Annotated in this window: 13 protein-coding genes; 8 read left to right on the forward strand and 5 right to left on the reverse strand. The window is 50.4% G+C overall.

Annotated features, from left to right (window positions below):
• Positions 1-5 precede the first annotated feature (5 nt).
• Positions 6-437: a response regulator gene (locus tag ACO05Z_RS18350; protein ID WP_421903631.1), complete on the forward strand. Its 432-nt coding sequence runs from the start codon at positions 6-8 to the stop codon at positions 435-437.
• A 25-nt stretch (positions 438-462) separates the two neighbouring features.
• On the opposite strand, the gene ACO05Z_RS18355 is transcribed toward ACO05Z_RS18350, so the two are convergent.
• Positions 463-1,893, reverse strand: coding sequence for a sigma-54 interaction domain-containing protein (locus tag ACO05Z_RS18355; RefSeq protein WP_421903632.1), 1,431 nt, complete (start codon positions 1,891-1,893; stop codon positions 463-465).
• 17 nt (positions 1,894-1,910) lie between these two features.
• Entirely contained in the window at positions 1,911-2,636 is a 726-nt protein-coding gene (locus tag ACO05Z_RS18360; RefSeq protein ID WP_421903634.1) for a sulfite exporter TauE/SafE family protein, read from the reverse strand.
• A 162-nt stretch (positions 2,637-2,798) separates the two neighbouring features.
• Here ACO05Z_RS18360 and ACO05Z_RS18365 point away from each other — a divergent pair, with 162 nt between their 5' ends.
• The 7 genes from ACO05Z_RS18365 (at position 2,799) to ACO05Z_RS18395 (ending at position 12,481) form a co-directional block, all read left to right on the forward strand.
• On the forward strand, positions 2,799-3,635 hold the full coding sequence (locus ACO05Z_RS18365; protein WP_421903636.1) for an amidohydrolase family protein: 837 nt from the start codon (positions 2,799-2,801) through the stop codon (positions 3,633-3,635).
• A 485-nt stretch (positions 3,636-4,120) separates the two neighbouring features.
• Positions 4,121-5,143, forward strand: coding sequence for a TRAP transporter substrate-binding protein (locus ACO05Z_RS18370; protein ID WP_421903637.1), 1,023 nt, complete (start codon positions 4,121-4,123; stop codon positions 5,141-5,143).
• A gap of 110 nt (positions 5,144-5,253) precedes the next feature.
• Entirely contained in the window at positions 5,254-7,074 is a 1,821-nt protein-coding gene (locus ACO05Z_RS18375; RefSeq protein ID WP_421904200.1) for a TRAP transporter large permease subunit, read from the forward strand.
• Positions 7,075-7,257: 183 nt separating this feature from the next.
• Positions 7,258-8,883 (forward strand): TolC family protein, encoded by a 1,626-nt coding sequence (locus ACO05Z_RS18380; protein WP_421903638.1) that lies wholly within the window; start codon positions 7,258-7,260, stop codon positions 8,881-8,883.
• Between the two features lie 6 nt (positions 8,884-8,889).
• Positions 8,890-10,641 carry a PAS domain S-box protein gene (locus ACO05Z_RS18385; protein ID WP_421903639.1) on the forward strand — a complete coding sequence of 584 codons (1,752 nt, stop codon included), beginning with the start codon at positions 8,890-8,892 and terminating at the stop codon, positions 10,639-10,641.
• Positions 10,641-11,309, forward strand: a complete 669-nt coding sequence (locus ACO05Z_RS18390; protein ID WP_421903640.1) for an ABC transporter ATP-binding protein — start codon at positions 10,641-10,643, stop codon at positions 11,307-11,309. Before ACO05Z_RS18385 ends, ACO05Z_RS18390 begins: the two co-directional genes overlap by 1 nt.
• On the forward strand, positions 11,306-12,481 hold the full coding sequence (locus ACO05Z_RS18395; protein WP_421903641.1) for an ABC transporter permease: 1,176 nt from the start codon (positions 11,306-11,308) through the stop codon (positions 12,479-12,481). Before ACO05Z_RS18390 ends, ACO05Z_RS18395 begins: the two co-directional genes overlap by 4 nt.
• A gap of 118 nt (positions 12,482-12,599) precedes the next feature.
• Here ACO05Z_RS18395 and ACO05Z_RS18400 read toward each other — a convergent pair whose 3' ends face one another.
• The 3 genes from ACO05Z_RS18400 to ACO05Z_RS18410 all read right to left on the reverse strand — a co-directional run bounded on the left by ACO05Z_RS18400 (position 12,600) and on the right by ACO05Z_RS18410 (position 15,128).
• Positions 12,600-12,965, reverse strand: coding sequence for a hypothetical protein (locus tag ACO05Z_RS18400; protein ID WP_421903642.1), 366 nt, complete (start codon positions 12,963-12,965; stop codon positions 12,600-12,602).
• Positions 12,966-13,051: 86 nt separating this feature from the next.
• Positions 13,052-14,455: a heavy metal sensor histidine kinase gene (locus ACO05Z_RS18405; RefSeq protein ID WP_421903643.1), complete on the reverse strand. Its 1,404-nt coding sequence runs from the start codon at positions 14,453-14,455 to the stop codon at positions 13,052-13,054.
• Entirely contained in the window at positions 14,433-15,128 is a 696-nt protein-coding gene (locus ACO05Z_RS18410) for a heavy metal response regulator transcription factor (RefSeq protein ID WP_421903644.1), read from the reverse strand. Before ACO05Z_RS18410 ends, ACO05Z_RS18405 begins: the two co-directional genes overlap by 23 nt.
• Positions 15,129-15,190: the final 62 nt, after the last annotated feature.

A 15,190-nucleotide genomic window follows, 5' to 3' on the forward strand; every position in this document is an offset into this window, starting at 1 on the left:
TAATTATGAGTAAGCAGGAAATTGTCGTTTTGATGGCTGAAGACAATGACCATGACATTGTTGCCGCCAGAAGGGCGTGGGAAAAGCTGGAAATTGCCACCCAACTTTTCATCGTCAGCAACGGGGAAATATGCCTTGATTACCTGCAGGGCAAAGGAAAATTCCGTGACACCGAAAGATATCCCCGTCCCGGCCTGCTGCTATTAGATATCAACCTTCCCAAGATTAATGGACTTAAGGTTCTGGAAAGAATTCGTAAAAATCCGAATCTCAAAGGACTTCCGGTAGTCATGATCACCACATCCAAAAGAGAGGAAGACAAAGCCATCTCCAGCGGGCTGGGAATAGATGGTTTTATCATCAAGTCCCTTGAATTCGATGAATTTGTAGAATCTATGAAGGCTATAAAAACAATGCTGGAGGAAATGGAGTCATAGGCAAAGACTTCGTCTGCGACTCCAATTAAACCTCAACCCCGGCCTTCTTCAGCTTCCTGAAAACAGTGGTCCGGTTAACATTCAAGGCCTTGGCAGCCTTGGGGATGGAACCGTGAATCTTGACCGCGTTCAGCAACACCTGTGTTTCAAACTCAGCCATGATTTCCTTGAGATCCTTACCTCCGTAACCGTCCATGTTCAACTCCAGCCCGCTGGAGACCTTGGAAACAGCACTTTTCTCGATCATGGCCGTGGGCAGGTTTTCAATCTGGATCAGGTTGTTGTCACAGGTCACAACGAGGCTATGAATCAGGTTCTCCAACTCACGAATGTTACCGGGCCAACGGTAGTTGAGCATGACCTCTTCAGCATAAGCGGAAAGGCGGACCTGCCTTTTGTAGCGGGTGTTAAACTGCTTGAGGAAAAATCTGATGATAGCCAGTAAATCCTCACCACGATCGCGCAGGGGAGGTATGTTGATGACCGCAACCTGTAAACGGTAAAAAAGGTCGCTACGGAAATTACCGTTCTTGACCTCTTCCTCAAGGTTACGGTTGGTGGCGGCAATGACCCGCACATCAATCTTGCGGGTTTTAGTGGCCCCGACCCGCTGAATTTCCCCGTCCTGCAAAACGCGCAGCAGCTTGCCCTGCATGGGCATGGGCAGTTCCCCGATTTCATCGAGGAAAAGGGTTCCCTTGTCGGCCATCTCAAAAAGCCCGAGCTTGCCTTTTGAATCCGCGCCGGAAAATGCTCCGGGCGCGTAACCGAACAATTCCGATTCAATGAGATTTTCCGGAATACAGGTACAGTCGACCTTGAAAAATGAATTCTTCTTACGCTTGCTGTGATCATGCATCTCACGGGCCATGACATCTTTACCTACCCCGGTTTCACCGAGATAAAGAACAGTGGCATCAGTCGTGGCAACCCGCTGAACCTGCGCAAAAAGGTCCTTCATAACCTTGCTTTGCGGCGCAAGATAAAGGGTCTCGGACTTTTGGTTGATGCCGTGCTGATATTTATCAATAAGCTGACGCTGAGCCGCAACCTGATCCTTAAGCTGAGAAATAAGTGCAATATCACGCACATAGGTAACCACCAGCTCCACATCTTCATCATAATCAAATATGGGATGGGCGGTGAGAACCACTTTGCGGCCCTTTCCGGTTATCTGCACGGTAGTGGCACTTTTCTTGTTCTTCACCACTTCCGCATTCAATGCGACGTCGAAAGTACCATCCTTGACCAAATCCTTAACATTTCGCCCCAGCAGTTCACGGGCTTCAAGGCCGGTCAGGTTTTCATACATGGTGTTTACGGCCAGTGTTTCCCCGTCCTTGTTGGAGATATAAAGGCCGTCACTCATGGTATCAAAGACCTGACAAAGGTAGTTGGATATTACATACTTATATTTCTGGGAAATTCTTTTTGGATAAGCGTCTTCTTGTTTCATGACTGAAATCCTGTAGCTTAAATGCAGGAATAAAGGATGGAGCTGCCTGCGAATAAAATCAGTGCCAAAAGCACCTTGCGGCTGGTCTCTTTTTTAAAATTACGGGAGCAGCGGATACCGACCCAGCCACCGGCCAAAGCAGCAGGACCGGCTGCCAGAAAATAGGCCAGAGTCTGTGCATTTTGCAAGCCCGCAGCTATCTGCCCGGAAAGTATGGCGAATCCGGTCAGGATAAAACATGCTCCCAACGTACCCTTAGCCGCATCCGCAGTCCAACCGGACATGGCCGTATAAACAGCCAGCGGTGGACCGTTAAACCCAAAGGCCGATCCGAAAAAAGTGGAAAGACTCCCGGCCAGCATGCCCCAGCGGGAATTGATGCCCCCCGGACCTCCTTTTTCAAGGAACAGGGCATAAAACGCGTAGCAGATCAAAAAAACCGCCATCAGCATCTTCAAAGTCTCATTGGGCAAGGAGCTAATCAAATAAACCCCGGCCACGGTTCCAACGATGCCGCCGAGAAAGATAAAACGCAGGTCGGTCCACTGGATATATTCCCTGAAATTCCAACCCAGCTGCAAATTGATACTGAGCACGATCAGCGTTGAACTGGGGACCGCCACGCTTAAGGGAATGAAAGGAACTACAATGGGCATGGCAACCATGGCTGCGCCCAATCCCGCAATATGATTGACCACCCCGGCGATAAACCACGCCCCTACATATATTAATAAATCTTCCAAGAATGCCTCCGGCGGCGCTGCGGTGGGCAGGCTTCGCCGCTTTGTATAATTAAATGTGCGTAGTTTTTGTTAGCAATTTTTCTGCCAGCATCTAGCCTTGGCATCATGCTTGCTCAAAGGGGGTACATAATTTCGCATTAATACTTTTTAAGGAGTAACAAAATGAACGTTATCGACTTCAGATTCAGACCCAATACCCCCGAAGTAATCAACGGCATTGCCAACAGCGCAATGTTCAAGGACCTCTGTGAAGCAATTGAATTCCACAAACAGAAGCCCGAGCCGTTTGAAGACATCATCAAAGGTCTGGACGAGAACAACGTAGTCAAGGCTGTAATCACCGGTCGCGACTGCGAAACCACCTATGCATCCATGGCCAACGGCAACTGTGCGCTGCTTGATTTCTGCGAAAAGTGCCCCGAAAAATTCATCGGCTACTGGGGTATCGACCCGCATAAAGGCATGGACGCTATCCGCGATCTGCAGAAGGCGGTAACTGAAAACGACTCCATCCGCGGTGCTGCTGTTGACCCGTACCTCGCTAAAATCTACCCCAACGATGCCAAGTACTATCCGGTTTACGCCAAGTGCTGCGAACTCGAGATTCCCATTATTTTCACCACCGGAACCGCCAGCTTTGTACCCGGCGCGGTTATTGACCACGTAGCTCCCCGCTACATCGACTTCGTAGCCCGCGACTTCCCGGAGCTGAAGATCATCATGAGCCACGGCGGCTACCCCTGGGTCAACGAAGCAATCATCGTAACCCAGCGCAACAAAAACGTTTTCATGGAAATTTCCGAATACGAACTCTGGCCTCAGGCAGAAGCATACGTGCAGGCAGCAAACACCATCATCGGCGACAAACTCATGTTCGCTTCCGCACACCCTTTCATCGACTACCGCGAGCAGCTTGAAAAGTACGCAAACCTGCCCTTTGAAAAAGATGTCTATGAAAATGTCATGTACAACAACGCAGCCAAGGTTCTCGGTCTCTAAGATTTTCTTCTAAGGACCTCACTACCCGAACTGCTCCAAGCAGTTACCCCCGAAAAGTTTTCTTTTCGGGGGTTTTCTTTTTATATTAAGTGCTTATGGGCTATGTGCAATTCTGCAACCAGGTGCATTTTTGCAACCCCTACATAGTATCCCTCAGAAATTCAAGTAAATATCACCTGAAGCCCTATCCCACTCTCTTCTACTGTTGCTGTTTTGCAACAAGGTTTACAAAATCCAACTCTCCCGTTATCCAGACCCCTCCAGATCTGGATGTGAACTTTTTCACCTTCTGCCCGCAACAAGCCCCTTAGACTTCGTACGTTAAGAACAGGTAATACGCTTCTTTCTACATTTTCCCCGATTTGACTGGCCTGTAAAAGAAAAGGAGCGGGCACTCATGGCACAGCAATTGCTCAATGTGAAAAAAATGGCAAAGCCAGATTTGTGTTAACCAAAACAATTAATGTCCTATGGGGGGATATGTGATGTTTTCTAAAAAAATGTTCAAAGTGACTGTTCTTCTTTCCTGCCTGCTGCTCGCGCTGACCGGCTGCAAACTCGGCGGCTCCAAAGACGGCGATGCAATCAAAATCCGTCTTGCTCATCCCATGGCTCCCGGTAACAACGTTACCCTCGGCTATGAAAAATTCAAAGAACTGGTTGAAAAGAAATCCGCCGGTAAAATCAAAGTTGAACTCTACGGCAGCTGCATGCTCGGCAGTGACCGCGTAGCTATGGAATCCGTACAGCGTGGTTCCCTTGAAATGGCCTCCAGCTCCTCCCCGAACATGGCGAACTTCTCTCCCAAGTTCATGATCTTTGACCTGCCCTACATCACCGACATCAAAGACCAGCCCAAAATTTACGCTTCCCTTGATAACGGCAAGCTCGGCGAATACTTCAACGGTGTTGCTGAATCCATCAACCTGAAGCCCATCATGTTCAGTGAATACGGCTACCGTAACTTTGTTACCACCAACCGTCCCGTTTCCACTGCTGACACTCTCAAGAAGCTCAAAGTTCGTGTAACCGCTTCTCCCGTTGAAATCGAAGTAGCAAAAGCCCTGGGCATGAGCCCCACTCCCATCGCATGGGGTGAAACCTACACCGCAATGCAGCAGGGTACTGTTGACGCTGAAGGTAACACCTTCTCCCTGCTCTGCGATGCCAAGCACGACGAAGTTATCAAGTACGCTGTTGACTCCCGTCACAACTACTGCATGCACATCCTGATGATGAACCTCGACTTCTGGAAAAAACTCTCCCCTGAGAACCAGAAAATTATCAACGAAGCAGCACAGGAAGCCCTCACCTACCAGCGCGGTATCACTGCTGAACTCGAAGCCAAGGCAGAACAGAAGTTCATCGATCAGGGCATCAAGGTTCACAAGCTCACCGCAGCGGAACTGGCAGAATACAAAAAGCTGACCCGCCCTGTCTGGGATATGTTCAACGACACCATCCCCGCAGAGCTGTTCGAAATGATGAAAGAAGTTCAGTCCAAATAGGGCGCTTTCGAACCATTTCAGAAGAAGGGTAGATTATTATGGCAACCAATATGGCTCCCACTGCGGTGGGAGCCCCTTTACAGGAAAAACCCCGCCGCGGGTTTCTGCAGATGCTTAATGATGACTTTGAAAAGCCGTTCCTTTTCATCGGCCTGCTTTCCATCATCCTCATCATTACTTTCCAGACCTTTTACCGTTACGTTGTAACCAACCTCACCGAGAACGCGGGTTCCGCAGTCTGGACCGAGGAACTGGCCCGTTTCATCTTTGTCTGGATTTCTTACCTTGCCGCCCCGCTGGCAATTAAAAACCGCGAAAACATCCGTGTGGATATTGTTTTCGACCGTCTGCCCCAGAAATGGCAGCACATTTTCTGGATGGTCAACAACCTCTGCTTCATCGTACTGGGTGTTGTTGTAGCCATCATGGGTATGGACCTGATCAGCATGCAGATGCGTTCTCCCCAGATCGCACCCGCGCTCCAGATTCCGTACTACATTCCTTATATGATCCTGCCCATCGGCTTCAGCCTCATGGTGCTGCGCCTTGTGCAGGACACCATCAAGGAAATCAAGAGATCCAGCATCATGCATGGTGTTGCAGCAGCGGTAATCACTGCGCTTATCTTTATCCCGGTCTTGCTGGGTATTGATTTCGGCGCAACCACCGTTCTGTTCGGTTACTTCCTGCTCTTTCTGGTCATCGGCGTACCCATCGGTATCAGCCTCGGCCTTGCATCTCTGGTAACCCTGCTCAGCTCCGGTTCCCTGCCCATCGACTACGTTGCGCAGATTTCCTTTACCTCAATCGACAGCTTCCCCATCATGGCGATCCCCTTCTTTATTGCAGCGGGTATCTTCATGGGCTCCGGCGGACTGTCCGAAAGACTGCTCAACCTTGCTGACGAACTGCTCGGACCTTTGCCCGGCGGTATGGCTCTGGCAACCATTGCAACCTGCATGTTCTTTGCCGCAATTTCCGGTTCCGGTCCTGCAACTGTTGCGGCTATCGGTTCCCTGACCATCCCGGCCATGATCGAGCGCGGTTACGATAAATACTTTGCCTGTGCAGTTGTTGCGGCAGCAGGTGCCATCGGGGTTATGATTCCCCCCTCCAACCCTTTTGTTATTTACGGTGTTGCTTCTCAGGCATCTATCGGTAAGCTGTTCATCGCAGGTATCCTGCCCGGTGTTCTGACCGGTCTGGTACTCATGGCATTCAGCTACTGGGTCTCCAAGAAAAATGGCTGGATGGGTGAAGAAAAAGAACGCTCCGTTAAATCCATCGCCAAGGCCTTCTGGGATGCAAAACTGGCACTCATGGTTCCGGTTATCGTACTCGGCGGTATCTACGGCGGTCTGATGACCCCCACGGAAGCTGCTGCTGTCGCTGCATTCTACGGCCTCATTGTCGGTATCTTCATCTATAAGGGCCTCAACCGACACAACATCGTGGACTCCTTCATGGAAGTGTGCTCCACCTCCGCCATCGTCATCATCCTCATGGCTATGGCAACCATCTTCGGTTACATCATGACCGTTGAGCAGGTTCCGGCGAAGATCGCAGGCTTCATCCTCGGCATGACCAACAGCAAGATCGTCATCCTGCTCTTGATCAACGTCCTGCTGCTGGTTATCGGTACCTTCATGGAAGCTCTGGCTGCCATCGTAATTCTGGTTCCCATCCTGCTGCCCATCGTTACCAAGGTCGGAGTTGATCCGGTCCACTTCGGTATCATCATGGTTGTTAACCTCGCTATCGGATTCGTAACACCTCCGGTTGGGGTCAACCTCTTCGTGGCCTCCTCTGTTGCCAAGGTTAAACTCGGCGACGTATCCAAGCAGGTCCTGCCCATCCTCGGACTGATGATCGTAGTCCTGCTGGCAGTAACCTATATTCCCGAAATCTCCCTCATGCTTGTGAATGATTAGTGAATAACAGGTTCCAAAGTTGAATTAAAAGCCCTGCAGATCATGATGATTTGCAGGGCTTTTTTATTTTAACACCCCAGTAACCGATCCCGCCTTTACGAAAATCAGGTTTGGTATTAAGTTGTGCCAGTACTTTATTAACCGGACAACTTTGATAACAATATTTCCGAACCTGTTACTTCCATGAATCTGACTGCCAAGCTGCTACTAGAAATCAAGACGGTTCTATTGCTGTCCTTCATTTGCGCCTTTTCCATTTCCCTGCCCGCCTATGCGGAGAATGAAACAACGGCGCAGGTAAACAACGGTACCCTGCCCCTGTCTATGGATGAAGTGGTACGCTTGACCATCCGCAACAACTCCAATGTTGCCACCAATTACTTACAGCGCGTTACAGATAAATTCGATCTCGAACAGGCGGAAGCCAAATTCGAGCCGGTTATCAATATTGACGGTTCCTTTAATGCTGAAGCATTCCAGCGCAACATGCGTATCTCCGACAACGGAACCCAGACCCCTGCTTCAAAATGGGACGTCGGCGCCAAAGCTTCCATTACCCAGAAAATCCCTACAGGTGCGACTCTCTCATTTGTCTGGGACAATAACTACTCTGAAAACAGTGACGGCACCCTTAGCTACGACGGGGATTCTTCTGTTTCCCGAACAAAAGAATATACCCGTGAAGGATCATCCAAGTGGCGCATCGAACTGACCCAGCCCCTGCTCAAAGGTGCGGGGATGGATTACAACATGGCCTCCATCCGGCTGGCCCGCATTACAGACAAGATCAACATTCTCACCCTGCGTGATAACCTCAGCGGACTTATAAATTCGGGGCTCAACTACTATTTCACATTCAAGCAGGCCAAAGAAAATCTTGAAATCCAAAAACAGGCCCTTGAACGCTCGGAACGACTGTTAGAAGTGAACAAGTTCAAGCAGAGCATGGGCCGCATGTCCGCCAGTGACGTGGTTCAGGCCGAGGCTGATGTGGCTTCGGGCAGGCTTTCCCTAGAAGAATCGCGTAACAGTCTTGATAAAGCCCGCCGCGACCTGCTCAACCACCTTGAGATGGACCCCAATCTTAGTATTGAACCGGTCAAGGACGAGATACGGGACGTTGAACCTGATTACGAACGCTGCATGCAGGTGGCCCTGAAAAACAACCAGACTTACATGACCAAGGTCTTCGCGGTCACTCAATCAGACATTAACGCCATGATGGCTGAAAACGAGCGTGAATGGCAGCTTGATCTCAAAGGCGGCTACGAGGAAACGCAAACACAGAAGAACTCATACTCTGCCTCCACCAGTGACGATGAACTTTCCGCCGGAGTGGAGCTTTCAGCGCCCATTAACCTCTGGGGCGACGATCAGTTGGAAAGAAAGAAAAAGTTGCTCACGGCCGAGGTAAACAAACGCAAGTCCCGGCTGGAGCTGAAACGGGCCAAGACCGATTTACAGACCAAGGTTGCCAATGCCGTGCGCGATGTGAAAATGCGTTGGAAAATGATTGGGTTGGCTAAGAAGAACACCGAACTAAAGGCCCTACAGCTGGAAAACGAAAACACCAAGCTCATGGTCGGCCGGACCACCAACTTCGAGGTGGTTTCCTACCAGAACCAGTTGGTACAGGCCCAGCTTTCGGAAACCTCCAAACAGATTTCATATGTTCAGGCCCTGCTCACTCTTGACCAGATCCTAGGCACAACCATGGAAACATGGCATGTTAAATTCAAACATGATGATAAGCAGCTGGAAGAAGACCTTAACGATACAATCCGTCCCCTGGTCTGGACATGGTGGTAGGAATTCATGGATAAAATGCCCAACACCCCTTTTCGGGAAACAATATTTCAAGTCATGAACGACGGAGTTATGATCCTGAGCAATAAAGGGATCGTAACCGGGGCCAATCCAGCTGTTGCCAAGATGCTGGGTATTTCCGGGAACGATCTGGAAGGCATGCCCCTTATGGCTGTTGTTCCCCCGGTGGAGGAAAATGATGAATTCATGCAGGCGCTGCTGGACTCTATTTACAAAGACTGCACCATCAGCAACCGGGCAACGGCCTACCACAAAGAAGACGGGGAAAAGATATACCTCTCAGTCAGCGTTTCCCGGCTGAAAGAGGAAGACGGAGAAGCCTGCGGAGCGGTTCTGGTCCTGCGCGATGTCACAGAGATTGAGAAGATGCGTCAGGATGAAAAACAGCTGAATCAGGATCTGACCCGGGCCATGCGTGATGCGGACGAATCCAACAAGGCCCTGAAGGCCTCGCTCACCCAAGGGAAAAAAGTCCGTTTCATGCTCATCGCAGCTGTGTTCTGTTTCTTCTGCGGGGTGGGCGCATTCTTCTGGTTCAATCCGACTTTTGTGGAGATCCCCGACACATTCAAGTCTGCACCAGATCCAAGCGCGGAAACCAAATACCAGAGCATGACCGTCAATCCCCGGCCCTTCTCACGCTCAATTTCCCTTTCCGGGGTTGTAGCACCGCTGGAAGAGCTGACCCTCGTGGCTCCCTTCAACGGGATAATTACCAAGACCGACTTTTTCTACGGGGAAAGAATCCCCCGCAACCAGACCATCATAACTCTGGACACCTCTGAAATCGCCAGTAAGATGCGCTCGGCATTTACCGAATACATCAAGTCTCGCAAGAAATTTTACGAGTTGACCCACTGGAAAAAGACCTCCGAAGTGCTCAAGGCCAGACGTGACCTGGAACAGGCCAGAAGAACCCTGAACAGCTCCAAGGCCAAGGCGGAAGAAGACAAGATGCTCTACAATAAGGGTATCATTCCCAAAAACCAGTATGACACAACGGTGCAGGAACTTAAAAGCAACGAGTCGCGGCTCATCTCCTCGCAAGAAAACTACCGCGATGTACTCAACAAAGGCGACCATGAATATGTGGAAATAGCCCGCATGGAACTGGCCAATGCTGAGACAAACTACAAGACCATGAAAGAAAAAATGGCTCGGGCCATGGTTACCGCCCCGGTATCAGGAGTGGCCCTGCGCCCCAACTCCAAAAGCGGAGATGCCAAGGAAATCACCAGCGGCATGAGTGTTACCGAAGGCCAGCCGCTGCTTTCCATTGCCAGCCTTGAAGGGTTGTCCATCTCCGCCAAGGTGGACGAACTGAACATCAACAGCCTGCAACTTGGGCAGCCGGTGACAGTGACCGGGGACGCCTTCCCGGACCACAAGCTCAAAGGGGAGATCGCCATGATATCTTCGCAGGCCGGGGGTGAAGGCAAGGTCCCGACATTTGAGACCACTATCCGTCTGCCACACCTGCCCAAGCAAGTAAGCAAGAATGTGCGTATCGGCATGACCGCCAACATGCAGGTGGAAACATACTCCAACGATAGCGCACTCATGGTTCCCTTCACAGCCATCAACCGGGACGGGGGCAAAGTATTCCTGCGGGTCAGGGAAAAAGACGGAACCATCCGCGAAGTAGATGTTGAAACCGGATACACCACCATCAACGAAGTAGAAATACTCTCCGGAATTGAACCGGGCACAACCATTCTGCTCAACCCGGAAGTGTTCTAATGCTCAACATCGAGGACGTACATAAATCCTATTTACTGGGCACTGTTGAAGTGGAAGTGCTCAAAGGGGTCAACCTCAATGTTGATGAAGGTGAGCTTGTAGCCATCCTCGGCTCTTCCGGCTGTGGCAAATCCACCCTCATGAACATTATGGGCTTTCTGGACCAGCCCACTTCAGGAACTTACCGCTTCAATGGTAAGCTGGCCGATAAAATGAGCGATGACGAACTTTCCGCCATCAGGAACCATGAAATCGGCTTTGTCTTTCAGCAATTCCATCTGCTGCCCAAGCTGACTGCCCTTGATAACGTCTGTTTACCCCTGCTTTACCGCGGGGTTCCTAAAAAGGAACGTGAAAAGCTGGCCAATGAAATGCTCAGCAAGGTAGGCATGGGCGAACGCGGCGACCACCGCCCCAATGAACTTTCCGGCGGCCAGCAGCAGAGGGTTGCCATTGCCCGCGCCCTGTGCGGCGGCCCTTCGCTGATTCTGGCAGACGAACCCACCGGAGCATTGGATACCGCCACGGGCAAGGATATCATGGACCTTTTCCTGAGCCTGAACAAAGAGGAGGGGATCACCGTAGTCATCATCACCCATGATCCCGGTCTGGCTAAACGGTGCAAACGTTCCATCCGCATGCGGGACGGCAGACTGGAGGGCGCATGATCCTAGGTGAAAATATACGGGAATCCTTACGCTCACTAATGGGAGCCAAGCAACGATCTTTGCTGGCCCTGATCGGCATTGTCATCGGCATCGGCTCGGTAATCGCCATGGTTACCGTAGGCCAGATAGTTGAAAACGAAGTCATCCGCCAATTCAAAGAAATGGGCACTGATGTCTGCTCCGTACAACAGGAATACGGCAGAGGCAGCAAGAGTTCGGGCTTTAACCTCCAGAATGTGCTCAAGATTCCACAGGCCTGCTCCACCATCCGCACTGTGGCACCCTATGTATCATTCTACAGTGATCTTAAATTTTCCGGCAAACGCAGTTCCTGCCCCGCACTGGGTGTTACTGAAGAATTTGCGCGACTCTATAAAATCCCCATCAGCACAGGCAGATTCATTTCCGATCTGGACGGACATTCCGCTTTCTGCGTCCTTGGGGACAGTAAGGCAAAATGGCTGCGCGAACACGGGGAAAGCAATCCCGTTGGCAAGCAGGTGATATATGATGAACGCATCTACACCGTAATCGGCATTGCCGATGCCGTGCCCATGGGCACCTTCACCCCTTACGAAATCAACGAAGGGATCATGATTCCCATCAAGACCGCTATGCGCAGTCAGGACCGCCCACAAATCAATACCTTCGGGAGCCGCATGATAGAAAGCGGCATCAGTCAACAGGCAACCGAACAGCTCAAGAATTATTTCAAACTCACATCCAAGACTGAAATTAGAGTTACCAGCGCCGAAGAACTTGTGGCCCAGATGAAAAAACAGATGCGCATGTTCACCGCCCTGCTGGGAGCCATCGGTTCCATCTCGCTCATTGTAGGCGGGGTTGGAGTTATGAATGTAATGCTGGTCTCAGTTTCAGAACGCAAAAAAGAAATCGGCATCCGCCGGGCCATCGGAGCGAAGCGTAAGGATATCCAGTTCCAGTTTCTGGTGGAATCCATCATCCTTTCTTTCATCGGAGGATTGCTCGGAACAGCACTGGGGGTCGGGGCCACGGCCATTATCTGCAACTTTGCCGGCTGGTCTTTCTTTGTTTCCGAAGGAGCAGTCATGCTTGGGGTTGGAGTCTCTGCGGCAGTAGGCATCTTTTTCGGCTACTACCCGGCAAGACAGGCTTCGGCATTAAGCCCCATTGATGCTTTGCGATCCTGATCCGAGCCAGAGAGAATTCGGCTCTATAAAAAAGCATACAAAAAGTTTCTCTCCGGCCCGGATGGGGGGTGAGTTCCCGGCTGTCATATTCATGGGGTGCTAAATATGAACACAGGGGTTAACGCTCAGGAACAGGATATATATTTACATCCTTGGCTACTTTTGTTTCACCGGAACCGTAATATTTAACCTTAAGCCATTGTCCTTTCCTAAGATCGGCAAGCTGTGCTTCACTGTCCCAGAAAAGCAAACCTTTTCCTTCTACTTCCATTTCAGTTTCAGGGGTAACCTTAAAGGTCATAGTCAGACCATTGGGGTCTTGAATCTGGAAGGTCCGGGCCTGGATATTTACGGTTGCCACTTCACCGGAAACCTTGGGCCATTTGTGATCATCATCTTTCCTGTCCTTGGCATTGGCAAAGGAAGCAAAGCCGATAAGGCAGAAAAGAAGTGCAAGTACGACATGTGTTTTAAAAAACTTCATTTTGTCCTAACTGGTTTGGTTAATCGTTAAGACGGACTCTAAACGATTCCTCCGCTCAAACCGTGGACAAACAAATTACAGGGCTGTCATTTAGGAAGGGTGATATAAAATTCACTCCCCTGCCCGGGAATGGAGGAAACGGAGACTGCCCCCCCGTGCAGAACAGCAATGGACTGGACCAATGAGAGCCCCAGCCCGGAATTAGTCCTCTTGCTACGGGCCCTATCTGCCCGGTAAAAACGCTCAAATATGTGCGGTAGATGTTCCGCTTCAATACCAATTCCACTATCGCTCACTGTAATGACAACATTATGCCCGCTTTCTTTTCCATCTAAACGAACAGTTCCCCCTTCCGGAGTATAGCGGATGGCATTATCGATCAGGTTGGACAAAGCCCTACGCAACAGTTCGGGATTGGCCAGAAAGGTCACCTCACCGTCCCAATGGAGGCTGATATTTTTCTCTTCTGCAAGGAGTTCGAAAAAATCAGTCTGCAACTGGAATTCCTCAGCAGAGGAAAGCTGCTCCATGCACAATTCATCCTTGGCATTTTCCGCCCGGGCTAGAAAAAGCATGGATTCCACAATGCGCTCAAGATGCCGCCCGTCATTGATAATTGCTTCCAAAGTGTTCTGGTAATCCTCAACATTCCGTTTTCGGGCAAGGGTAACACTGGCTGCGGAAAGCATATTGTTGACCGGAGTACGCACCTCGTGGGCCAGATCAGCGGAAAAACGGCTCAGCTGGGCAAAGGCCGCTTCAAGCCTTTCCAACATTTCATCAAAGGAATGGGCTAACGATCCTATTTCACTGGGCCATTCCTGAGAACCAATCCTGCTTGAAAGATTTTCGGATGAGATATCATGCATGGCCGCACCGATGCGCCGCAAAGGCTGCAACCCGTATATGGTGATCAACCAGCTGATGGTAGTCGTTGTTATCAGAGCCAAAACCAACAGAATGAGCAGGCTTTCCAGATACTGTTCCAGCATTTCATAGCTGGGGCCGGTATCGTAACCCGCTTCAACTCTCCAGAGATGTCCGGGCGCTGTTTCCACAGTGAATGAAGTCAGCAGATAATACGTGTCATGCTCTTCATCTTCCAGCATGGTAAAATCTGATTCCGAAGGGGGAGGGAATTCGGACGAAGGGATATTCATACCGGGTGAAACCACATACATTTCCCCGTTCGGAGAAAAAATGCGCACGGCCATTCTTTCATGGCCCTTGATTGTATGCTTCCATGTCAAACGCCAAGTATTGAAATTTGTTTCCGCAGCCATGGACTTGACCACCCCGGCAAGTACAGAACTGGTGTGCATAAGTTCCATGCGGTCTTTAAGTTCAAGCTGTTCCTGAAGTTCATGGTAAAGGACCAGCGTGACCACGAAAAGAACAGCAGCCGTGGATACGGTAAAAAAAAATGCCAGCCGCAACTGCAGTGAAATGCGGTGCCTATCCAGCCAGTTAATCCCTTTCTTCAAGAACATATCCGGCTCCGCGTTGGGTATGGATCAATTTCTTATGCGCGCCCTCGTCAACCTTGGCCCGTAGACGGCGCACAGCCACATCCACAACATTGGTATTGGATTCAAAATGCATACCCCAGACCTGCTCCGCCAGCAACGTTCTGGTCAGCACCTCACCACAGCGGTTCATGAGAATTCGCAACAGGGCGAATTCCTTGGGGGTCAGATCAATAACCTCCTCGCCGCGCCGGGCCTGATGCTTGAGCAGATCAAGAACCAGATCGGCAACCACCAGCTTAGTTTCTTTTTTTTCAGCAGGTTCCTGCCTGCGCATAAGCGCCCGTATCCGGGCCAGCAGCTCGGCAAAGGCAAAGGGTTTGACCAGATAATCATCAGCACCGAGATCAAGCCCCCGAACCCGGTCTTCCACATCATCACGCGCGGTCAGGTAAATAACCGGATTCATTTTCCCGGCCTTGCGTGCGGTTTCAAGGATAGTCCAACCGTCCAGACCGGGCAGCATCACATCCAGTATGGCAAGGGAATATTCTTCGGTCAGGAAACAATGCAGACCGTCAGGCCCGGTATTGGCAACATCGACCACAAAGCCTTCCTCGCGCAATCCCTTTGCGATATAGGAGGCCGCTGTTTCCTGATCCTCCACCAGAAGAATTTTAAATCCGTTCCCGTTCATTGCTGATTTCCCTTATTAATATTGCTGACGCAAGGTCTTGTTTTAATCTAAATGACCACCAT

The organism is Maridesulfovibrio sp. (assembly GCF_965230075.1).
Lineage (GTDB): Bacteria > Desulfobacterota > Desulfovibrionia > Desulfovibrionales > Desulfovibrionaceae > Maridesulfovibrio.

Excerpts from the sequence above, each read along its gene's own strand:
- ACO05Z_RS18350 (WP_421903631.1), top strand. The coding sequence starts at position 6 with ATGAGTAAGCAGGAAATTGTCGTTTTGATGGCTGAAGACAATGACCAT.
- ACO05Z_RS18355 (WP_421903632.1), bottom strand. The coding sequence starts at position 1,893 with ATGAAACAAGAAGACGCTTATCCAAAAAGAATTTCCCAGAAATATAAG.
- ACO05Z_RS18365 (WP_421903636.1), top strand. The coding sequence starts at position 2,799 with ATGAACGTTATCGACTTCAGATTCAGACCCAATACCCCCGAAGTAATC.
- ACO05Z_RS18370 (WP_421903637.1), top strand. The coding sequence starts at position 4,121 with ATGTTTTCTAAAAAAATGTTCAAAGTGACTGTTCTTCTTTCCTGCCTG.
- ACO05Z_RS18375 (WP_421904200.1), top strand. The coding sequence starts at position 5,254 with ATGCTTAATGATGACTTTGAAAAGCCGTTCCTTTTCATCGGCCTGCTT.
- ACO05Z_RS18380 (WP_421903638.1), top strand. The coding sequence starts at position 7,258 with ATGAATCTGACTGCCAAGCTGCTACTAGAAATCAAGACGGTTCTATTG.
- ACO05Z_RS18385 (WP_421903639.1), top strand. The coding sequence starts at position 8,890 with ATGGATAAAATGCCCAACACCCCTTTTCGGGAAACAATATTTCAAGTC.
- ACO05Z_RS18390 (WP_421903640.1), top strand. The coding sequence starts at position 10,641 with ATGCTCAACATCGAGGACGTACATAAATCCTATTTACTGGGCACTGTT.
- ACO05Z_RS18395 (WP_421903641.1), top strand. The coding sequence starts at position 11,306 with ATGATCCTAGGTGAAAATATACGGGAATCCTTACGCTCACTAATGGGA.
- ACO05Z_RS18400 (WP_421903642.1), bottom strand. The coding sequence starts at position 12,965 with ATGAAGTTTTTTAAAACACATGTCGTACTTGCACTTCTTTTCTGCCTT.
- ACO05Z_RS18405 (WP_421903643.1), bottom strand. The coding sequence starts at position 14,455 with ATGTTCTTGAAGAAAGGGATTAACTGGCTGGATAGGCACCGCATTTCA.
- ACO05Z_RS18410 (WP_421903644.1), bottom strand. The coding sequence starts at position 15,128 with ATGAACGGGAACGGATTTAAAATTCTTCTGGTGGAGGATCAGGAAACA.